This is a genomic window from Lysobacter sp. 22409 (genome assembly GCF_052045105.1).
GTDB classification, from domain to species: Bacteria; Pseudomonadota; Gammaproteobacteria; order Xanthomonadales; family Xanthomonadaceae; genus Lysobacter; species Lysobacter antibioticus_B.
In genome coordinates this window covers 14,869-23,145 of record NZ_JBQEOE010000057.1, presented here as the reverse complement: position 1 = coordinate 23,145, position 8,277 = coordinate 14,869, and the positions used below count along the sequence as shown (strand labels likewise).

The window sequence follows — 8,277 nt, the reverse complement described above, 5'->3', positions numbered from 1 at the left end:
GCGCACAGGACGTGCGCCGTTTTTCGATAGGACAAGGATGTCCTATCGAAAAATCCCGGCGCTAGCTGCGCACTCGTGGCTTGTGCCCTTGCAAGGAGAGCCCTTTTCTTTGGTTAGCTTTCTTTTGGGCTTAGCAAAAGAAAGTAACCCGGCCNCGTAGCGGACGGAAGCTCTGCACTTGCTTATGGCTTCTTCAGAAACAAGAATAGGATCAAACGCTAAGAGCTTCCGCCACTAAAGCGGCGGGTAACTTTCTTTTGTCTAAAGCAACAAAAGTCCGTCTGGATTCCCTTCGGTCAAAAGTCACCAAAGAAAAATGCTTTTGCTTTGAATCACAGGCCCGCACGATCGATGTATACGCAGGCATTTTTCATACGGGACATCCTTGTCCCGATGAAAAACGGCGCGCATCCCTGCGCGCCGCCCTCCGGGTCTTCTGTTGCCTTCGCTAGTGCGAGGCGACGCACAGCCACAACAACAGCAAAATCTTCAAGGCAACGGCAACGGCCCGCGTCGGCATTGCCGCGCGACTGAACGCGCTCCGCCGCCATTGACCCCTCGTGCACCGTTGCTGCGTTACAACGTCGCACCGGCCGCGATGGACCGGCCCCACGTTACCCAGGAGAACCCCATGCGCCCGATGCCTTTCGCTGCGATCCTGTCGATCGCTTTCGCCGCCGGTTGCGCGGCCCCCGAGCAGGCCAAGGACACGGTGAGCGCCGATGCGGCCGCGACGCCGGCGAGCGATCCGGGGCCGGCGGGCCGGCCGATGGGCAAGATCGGCGCCGATCAGGTCGGCAAGGTCAGTCCGGTGCCGGCGTTCAAGGGCTTCGGCGAGCACTGGGGCATCGAGATCCAGGCCACCGGCGAGAGGTCGCACCAGGTCGAGCTGACCTGGGGCAGCGGCAGCGAGAAGGCCAGCGGCACGGTCGATTACAAGGGCCAGCCGGCCGACGCGCCGGGTTCCCTGATCGTGTTGAGCGGCGAACTGGCGACGAAGCAGGGCGCCAAGCCGATGGTGGTCGAGATCAGCCGCAAGGACTGCACCGACGACGGCGACGGCGCGCACCGGCACAGCGTCCAGGTCACCGTCGAGGGCCTGCCGCAGATGCGCGGTTGCGGCGACCTCGCAATGTACTGATCGCGCTACCGCGCCCCGCTAAAACCAACGGCCCGCTGCGAGCGGGCCGTTGGTTTCAGTGCGACCCACGCAGATCGTCAGGCCTGCGCTGCCGGATAACGCCTGCGGTGCAGCCACACCACCAGCAGCGAGGCCAGCACCGGCGCGGCGAACAGCAGCAGCAACACGATGACCAGCAGCTCGGCCAGGCCGAGCTTGTCGCCCAACAACAGCAGCGGCAGCGTCGACAGCACGATCAGCAGCGGCGTCAGCAGGGCCGAGATCAAGGCCGGCATCGCGCCGGCACCGCGGCGCGCCGGCAGCAGAGCCCAGCACAGGCCGTGCAGGAAGCCGATGCCGAGCGCGGCGAGGGTCATGCCGTGGCGTTGGGCGTTGTCGTCCAGAGCGGTGAAGCGGCTCAGGCTGTGCTGAAGCAGCAACAACACGCCGGCGCAGACGCCGAACGCGACGAGCGCGCCGATCAGGCGCCGCTGGCCACCGCTCCAGACCACCGGAGTCGGGCCGCGGCCGCCCACGACGAAGGCGATTGCCAGGCCGATCGAAGAAGTGACCACCACCTTGACGGCGTTGAGCGGCGGCACCCAGCGATACAGCGTCACTGTCGACACGCTGTCGCTCAGGGCCTGCATCGATTGCATGACCGCGATCGACCACAGATAGCCCAGGCCGAACACCAGCGCCACCGCGACCAACAGCGCGGCCCAGGCACGTTGCGGCGGGCCGCGGCGCGCGATGATCGCGCTGGCCAGGACCAGGTTGACGCCGATCAGCAGGCCGATGCCGCACAGCCATTCGAGCCAGGCGTAGACCTGGCTGGCGGCGCCGTCGGCGCCCTCGGGCAGGGGATGCTCGATCTGCGCGACCAGGAAGAACGCTGCGGTCAGTACGAAGACGCAGGCGCCGAGCGCGAGCGGAAACCAGACGGGCGACCGCGATGCGGGGTGATCCATGAAGTCGATCCTTGCGGGGCAGGCGAGCAGCGGGGGAGGCGGTCGTCAGCGCCGTGCGAAAGGCGCGCGACGGGCGGCGAAGGCGGCTCAGTCTAGTGCCTGTCCCGTCGCCGTCCCAGGACGCTGTCCTCAAGCCGCGCCGTGCCGCGTTGATGGAGGCTGACGCCGCCTTTCCTGTTGCCGCGGCAGTCTTCCCCGCACCGTCGTTTCGCCTTCATCGCGGCCACGGGCCACCGCCCGGCGCGACGACGGCGCTTCACGGCGGCGGTGAAGCTGCGTTGGTAGCGGTATCGGCGGCACCACGTCGCCCCTACAGGAGTCTCTTATGCGCATCATGTTCGCCGCCGTCGCCGGATTGGGCCTGGCCGCCGCTCTCGCAGCCGCGCCCGCGGCCGCCCAGCAGATCACCTTTCCGGCGCCGGTGTTCCGCGGCGGCAATGGCGCCGACTGGATCGTGGCGATGACCACCCAGCCGGATTACTCGGTCGACTACGCCCTGACCGTGCCGGAGTCGCGGACGCCGCTGAGAGGCAAGCTGCAGCAGAAGGCGGCCTCGGGCATGGGCGATTACCTGTTGGTCGGCAAGCTAGGCGACGGGACCGCCGCGACGGGTCTGAGCACGAAGCTGGCGCCGGTGCCGCTCGGCAGACAATGCATCGACGCCAAGGGCAAGAGCACCGGAAGGTACGGTTCCTACACCTACACCGTCGTTCTTACGCCGGCCAAGCTCGGGCCGTGGAAGGTATGGAAGGGCTGCGGCAACTTCACCATGAAGTGAGTTCGCCGGCCCGAGGGCGTCAACCGGCGGCGAGTGCTTACGCCGCCGGCAGCCGGAAGAAGGCGGTGGCGGCCGCGCTGCTGTTGGCCGCGGTCGTCGCCACGTCTTCGCCGCGGTCGCGGGCGAGTTCCTCGACGATGTGCGCCAGGTACATCGGTTCGTTGCGCCGGTGCGACGGCGCCGGTTTGACCGTGCGCGGCAACAGGTACGGCGCATCGGTTTCGATCATCAGCCGTGCCGCCGGGATGTGCTTGACCAGCTCGCGCAGGTGCAGGCCACGGCGTTCGTCGCAGAGCCAGCCGGTGATGCCGACGTACCAGTCCTGGTCGAGGTAATCGAACAGCTCTTCGCGCGTGCCGGTGAAGCAATGCACCACGGCCGGGCCGAGCTTGCCGTCGAAGTTGCGCATCATCGCCATGAAGTCGGCGTGCGCATCGCGCTGGTGCAGGAACAGCGGCTTGCCGGTGTCGACCGCGGTCTGCAGCTGCATCTCGAAAGCACGCCGCTGCGCCGGGCGCGGCGAGAAGTCGCGGAAATAGTCCAGCCCGCATTCGCCGACCGCCACCACCTCGTCGTGCGCCAGCAGCGCGCGCATCTCGGCGTCGCATTCGGCGGTGTACTCGCTCGCATGGTGCGGGTGCACGCCGGCGGTCGCGAACAGCTCGCCCGGGTGGCGGCGCGCCAGTTCCAGCGCCTGCGGCGAATGCTCGCGGCTGGCGCCGGTGATCACCATGCGCGCCACGCCGGCGTCGCGCGCGCGCTGCAGCACGGCGTCGCGGTCGTGGTCGAAGCTGTCGTGGGTGAGGTTGGCGCCGATGTCGATCAGTTGCATGAGTGGAGATGCTGCGGAAAACAGCGCGCAGTGTAGGCGCTGGGCCGGGCCAGCCCAAGTTTCGGCCGTCCACGGCCGCGCGGTGCCCGCATCGTGGTTCCGCCGTGCCGTCGCGGGCGGCGGATTCACGACCGTGGCGACGCGGCGTTATGCCCTTCGAAGGCGGCCGGGCGGTCGCCATGGGGAAATCGCAATGCGCATCATCTCGACGATCTTCGCGCTGGGGCTGGCGTCGCTGCTCGCCTGCCTGCCGGCGTCCGCACCTGCCGAATCCAAGCCCAAGTACGACTTTCCGAAAGCGACTTTCGACGGCGGCAACTACGGTCAGGCCGGCTGGAGCATCCAGCTCAAGCGCAGCGGCCCCGGCCAGGTCGTATTCGATCTAGCCCTTCCGCGCGGCGTCCGCGCCGCCCACGGCACCCTGACCTCGGTCAAGCCCGAGCCGGGTCCGCTGGAGCTGACCGCCCAGTACGCGCTGTCCGGCAAGCAGAGCATCGCCGGCGAGCAACAGGAGCTTCTGGTCATGCTCACCGCCAGCCCGAAGGACAAACCCTGCCAGGACACCAAGCGCAAGAAATACAGTCAGGCGATCCTGGTGTTCATCGGCGATATCGAGGACGGCGGCCGGCTGTTGTACGGCTGCGGCGAGTTCGCCAAGGACTGAGCCGTACCCAGGTTCGTCGTAACGCCGAGGAATACCGGCGCGGCCGCGGCGTCGTCGCGCGCGGGCGTGCTCGCGGGGCGGTTGCGTCGATCGCGCACGCATCGGCGCCGCGCACCGTATCCTTGCGCGCGTGAACGCCGCCGAATTCCCGATCGATTCCCTGCTGCCGTCGATCCGCGACAGCCTCGCCGCGCATCCGCGCCTGGTCCTGGAAGCGCCGCCCGGCGCGGGCAAGACCACCCAGGTGCCGCCGGCCCTGCTCGATGCGCCGTGGCTGCAGGGCCAACGCATCGTCATGCTGGAACCGCGCCGCGTCGCCGCGCGCGCCGCCGCGCAGTTCATGGCGCGGCAACGCGGCGAGGCCGCCGGCGAAACCGTCGGCTACCGGATCCGCTTCGAGAACAAAGTCTCCGCGCGCACCCGCATCGAAGTGGTCACCGAAGGCATCCTGACCCGGATGATCCAGGACGACCCCAGCCTCGAAGGCGTCGGCGCCCTGGTGTTCGACGAATTCCACGAGCGCCATCTCGCCGCCGACCTCGGCCTGGCGCTGGCGCTCGACGTGCAGGCCTCGCTGCGCGAGGACCTGCGCATCGTGGTGATGTCGGCGACGCTGGACGGCGAACGGCTGGCCCAGTTTCTGGATGCGCCGCGCCTGAGCAGTGCCGGGCGCAGCTATCCGGTGACGATTGGGCACTACCCGGCGCGGCGCGAGGAAAAACTCGAACACCAGCTGCGGCGCGCGGTCGAGCACGCCCTGCAGCAGCATCCCGGCGACGTGCTGGTGTTCCTGCCCGGACAGCGCGAGATCGCGCGCGCCGATACCTCCCTGGCCGGCAGCGAGGCGCTGCGCGGCATCGACGTGCTGAGCCTGCACGGCGAACTGCCGGTCGAGCAGCAAAGCCGGGTCCTGCAGCCCGATCCCGACGGCCGCCGCCGGGTCGTGCTGGCGACCAACGTCGCCGAGTCCAGCGTCACCCTGCCCGGGGTGCGCGTGGTGATCGACGCCGGCCTGGCCCGCGAGCCGCGCTACGACCCCAACAGCGGCTTCTCGCGCCTCGACGTGGTCGCCATCGCCCAGGCGTCCGCCGATCAGCGTGCCGGCCGTGCCGGCCGCGTCGCCGAAGGCTGGGCGTATCGCTTGTGGCCGGAATCGCAACGCCTGGAACCGCAGCGGCGCCCCGAGATCGCCCAGGTCGAACTGGCCGGGCTGGCGCTCGAACTCGCTGCCTGGGGCGATGCCGGCCTGCGTTTCGTCGATGCGCCGCCGGGCGGGGCGATGGGCGCGGCACGCGAACTGTTGCTGCGGCTCGGCGCGCTCGAAGCCGGCCGCGGCGATGCGGCGCCGACCATCACCGCGTTCGGCCGGCGCATGCTCACGCTCGGCACCCATCCGCGCCTGGCGGCGATGCTGCTGGCGCCCAGCGATGCGCGCGAACGCGCCCTGGCCGGCGACCTGGCCGCCTTGATCGAAGCGCGCGACCCGCTGCGCAGCGGTGGCGACGCGCTGGCCGCGCGCTGGCAGGCGCTGGCCGCGTTCCGCCAGGGCCGCGCACCGGCCGATGCTTCGCGTTCGGCCTTGGCCGCGCTCGACCAGGCCGCCAAGCAATGGCGCCGGCGCCTGCGCGTCGACGCGACACCGCCGACCCAGGTGCCCGCGCACGCGCTCGGCGACCTGCTGCTGCATGCCTTCCCCGACCGCATCGCCCGCCAGCACCCCAGCGACCCTTACCGCTATCAGCTCGCCAACGGCCGCAGCGCCAAGTTGTTCGACGACAGCGCGGTCTACGGCGAACGGTGGCTGGTGATCAGCGAGCTGCGCGACGACCCGCGCGATGCGCGCGTGCTGCGCGCCTCGCCGCTCGACGAAGCGCGCCTGGAGCGCGAGTTCCCGCAGCGTTTCGTCAGCGAGGACCGGGTGGTCTGGGACGCCGCCGCGCGCGCGATCGCGGCGGTGCGCGAGCGCCGCTACGACCGCATCGTGCTCGACAGCCGTCCGCTCGCCAAACCCGATCCCTCGCGTTACGCCGATGCCCTGGTCGATGCGGTGCGCCAACTCGGTCTCGACGCGCTGCCGTGGACCGGCGGCCTGCGCCAGTGGCGTGCGCGTGTGCGCTGCCTGCGCGAGTGGATGCCCGAGCTGGCCCAGGGCGACAACGCGCTACCGGACCTGTCCGACGAGGCCTTGATGGCCGGTATCGACGACTGGCTGAAGCCGGCCTTGCGCGGCAAGACCCGCCTCGATGCGCTCGACGAGGGCGCGTTCGGCGAAGCCCTGCGTTCGCTGTCGGACTGGTCGTGGCGGCAACGGCTGGACGCACTCGCGCCGACCCGCATGGTGGTGCCGTCGGGGATGGAGCGCGCCATCGACTACGCCTACGACGAGCATGCCGCCGATGGACGTGGCGCCGCCGTACCACCGGTGCTGGCGGTGAAGCTGCAGGAACTGTTCGGCCTGGCCGATACGCCGCGCATCGCCGAAGGCCGCGTGCCGCTGACCTTGCACTTGCTGTCGCCGGCCGGGCGGCCGTTGCAGGTTACCCAGGACCTGCGCGGTTTCTGGGAGCGCACCTACCCCGAGGTCAAAAAGGAAATGAAGGGGCGCTATCCCAAGCACCCCTGGCCCGACGATCCGTGGACGGCGACTGCGACCCACCGGGCCAAGCCGCGCGGCACCTGAGCACAGCGGCGTCGCACAAGGCGCCGATGCGTCAACCGCGATGAGCGAGGTGTGTTGGTCATGGGTTGGCTGTGCAAGGGCTATGTATCGGCCGAAGTCGTCGATACCGCGCCGTATTCAGCCGGCAGCCGGTCCGACGCGACTGCGCTCACAGAATTTCAACGGTTCCGCGTCGACACTGGAGTCTGTTTCTCTCGTCACAGGATCGACACGATGAGCAAGTTCACTTCATTCCCGGAGCGCGCACTGGAGCTGGTGTCGTCGGTCGGCGATAACATCAAGCAGCATGTGCCCAAGGCCGGCCAGTGGTTGGAGACGGGCGTCAAGCTGGGCGCACTGAAGACCGGTGCGCGCACCGCCGGCGGTTTCATCCGCCGCAACCCGGTGGTCGCGGTCGCCGCCGTGGCCGGCGCCGGCCTGCTCTGGTACGCCGCCGCGCGCCGCAAGGCGAAACATCAGGCCGAAGGCGACCCGATCGAAGGCAGCGCCCGTCGCATCGATGCGCGCCGCGCCGATAGCAACGGCAGCGCCTCGCGCCGCAAGTCGGGCACGCGCAAGGCGGCGAGCGAAGAAAGCGCCAGCGAGTAAGTCGTCGGGCTGGTGGACTAGGCCGAGTGATAGGGCATCGGCGTGTGGTTGCGCCGTGGCCGGATTGCGAATGTAGTCGCTTGAAACCGTCATACCCCGAGGCCGGCGCGCTAGCGCCGGCTTCGTTCGTTTGGGGCATGCCGAAGGTGGTCGCGTGTTTTCGGTTTCGCCTAGCGGCTTCGGGAGCCTAAGGGGTAGGAACGGCGCGAGCCGCGACCGCGATGTGACGGTCTAGCGGCGCATCAATCGGATAAAGGCCGAAGCAAAATTTCCGTCCGCCGCTTTAGTGGCGAAAGCTTTAGGCGTTTGATCTTATTTCTTTAAGAAGCCAGCGCAAGAGCAGAGCTTCCGTCCGCTGACGCGGCCGGGTTACTTTCTTTTGCTAAGCCCAAAAGTCCGTCTGGATTCCCTTCGGTCAAAGCTAACCAAAGAAAAGGGATCTCCTTGCAAGGGCGCAGGCCACGAGTGCGGTGCTGCCGCCGGGATTTTCCGATAGGACATCCTTGTCCTATCGAAAAACGGCGCACGTCCTGTGCGCCGCCCTCCGGGTCTCCCGGTGTTCTCGCGGTTCGGGACTGCGCCAAGCTTTCACAGCAACAGCAACGGTTGCCATGCTCTTAGGGTAGGAGCGGCGCGAGCCGCGA

7 protein-coding genes are annotated in these 8,277 nt (G+C 68.6%); 5 read left to right on the top strand and 2 right to left on the bottom strand.

The window, feature by feature from the left end; all coding sequences use genetic code 11:
* Positions 1-631: 631 nt before the first annotated feature.
* The gene (locus ACTJJK_RS21170; protein WP_440731192.1) at positions 632-1,141 is read left to right on the top strand and encodes a hypothetical protein; all 510 of its coding nucleotides are present in this window, start codon (positions 632-634) and stop codon (positions 1,139-1,141) included.
* 77 nt (positions 1,142-1,218) lie between these two features.
* Here the strand turns inward: ACTJJK_RS21170 and ACTJJK_RS21165 are convergent, their stop codons facing one another.
* Positions 1,219-2,091 carry a hypothetical protein gene (locus ACTJJK_RS21165; RefSeq protein WP_440731191.1) on the bottom strand — a complete coding sequence of 291 codons (873 nt, stop codon included), beginning with the start codon at positions 2,089-2,091 and terminating at the stop codon, positions 1,219-1,221.
* Between the two features lie 325 nt (positions 2,092-2,416).
* Here ACTJJK_RS21165 and ACTJJK_RS21160 point away from each other — a divergent pair, with 325 nt between their 5' ends.
* Positions 2,417-2,869: a hypothetical protein gene (locus tag ACTJJK_RS21160; protein ID WP_223619134.1), complete on the top strand. Its 453-nt coding sequence runs from the start codon at positions 2,417-2,419 to the stop codon at positions 2,867-2,869.
* Between the two features lie 37 nt (positions 2,870-2,906).
* Here ACTJJK_RS21160 and ACTJJK_RS21155 read toward each other — a convergent pair whose 3' ends face one another.
* The gene (locus ACTJJK_RS21155) at positions 2,907-3,701 is read right to left on the bottom strand and encodes a TatD family hydrolase (RefSeq protein ID WP_031374124.1); all 795 of its coding nucleotides are present in this window, start codon (positions 3,699-3,701) and stop codon (positions 2,907-2,909) included.
* Positions 3,702-3,894: 193 nt separating this feature from the next.
* Here ACTJJK_RS21155 and ACTJJK_RS21150 point away from each other — a divergent pair, with 193 nt between their 5' ends.
* The 3 genes from ACTJJK_RS21150 (at position 3,895) to ACTJJK_RS21140 (ending at position 7,633) form a co-directional block, all read left to right on the top strand.
* A complete protein-coding gene (locus ACTJJK_RS21150) occupies positions 3,895-4,365 on the top strand; it encodes a hypothetical protein (RefSeq protein WP_031374123.1) in 471 nt (156 codons plus the stop codon).
* Positions 4,366-4,495: 130 nt separating this feature from the next.
* A complete protein-coding gene (gene hrpB, locus ACTJJK_RS21145) occupies positions 4,496-7,045 on the top strand; it encodes an ATP-dependent helicase HrpB (RefSeq protein WP_440731190.1) in 2,550 nt (849 codons plus the stop codon).
* A 213-nt stretch (positions 7,046-7,258) separates the two neighbouring features.
* Positions 7,259-7,633, top strand: a complete 375-nt coding sequence (locus ACTJJK_RS21140) for a hypothetical protein (protein ID WP_440731189.1) — start codon at positions 7,259-7,261, stop codon at positions 7,631-7,633.
* Positions 7,634-8,277: the final 644 nt, after the last annotated feature.

Excerpts from the sequence above, each read along its gene's own strand:
- ACTJJK_RS21170 (WP_440731192.1), top strand. The coding sequence starts at position 632 with ATGCGCCCGATGCCTTTCGCTGCGATCCTGTCGATCGCTTTCGCCGCC.
- ACTJJK_RS21165 (WP_440731191.1), bottom strand. The coding sequence starts at position 2,091 with ATGGATCACCCCGCATCGCGGTCGCCCGTCTGGTTTCCGCTCGCGCTC.
- ACTJJK_RS21160 (WP_223619134.1), top strand. The coding sequence starts at position 2,417 with ATGCGCATCATGTTCGCCGCCGTCGCCGGATTGGGCCTGGCCGCCGCT.
- ACTJJK_RS21155 (WP_031374124.1), bottom strand. The coding sequence starts at position 3,701 with ATGCAACTGATCGACATCGGCGCCAACCTCACCCACGACAGCTTCGAC.
- ACTJJK_RS21150 (WP_031374123.1), top strand. The coding sequence starts at position 3,895 with ATGCGCATCATCTCGACGATCTTCGCGCTGGGGCTGGCGTCGCTGCTC.
- ACTJJK_RS21140 (WP_440731189.1), top strand. The coding sequence starts at position 7,259 with ATGAGCAAGTTCACTTCATTCCCGGAGCGCGCACTGGAGCTGGTGTCG.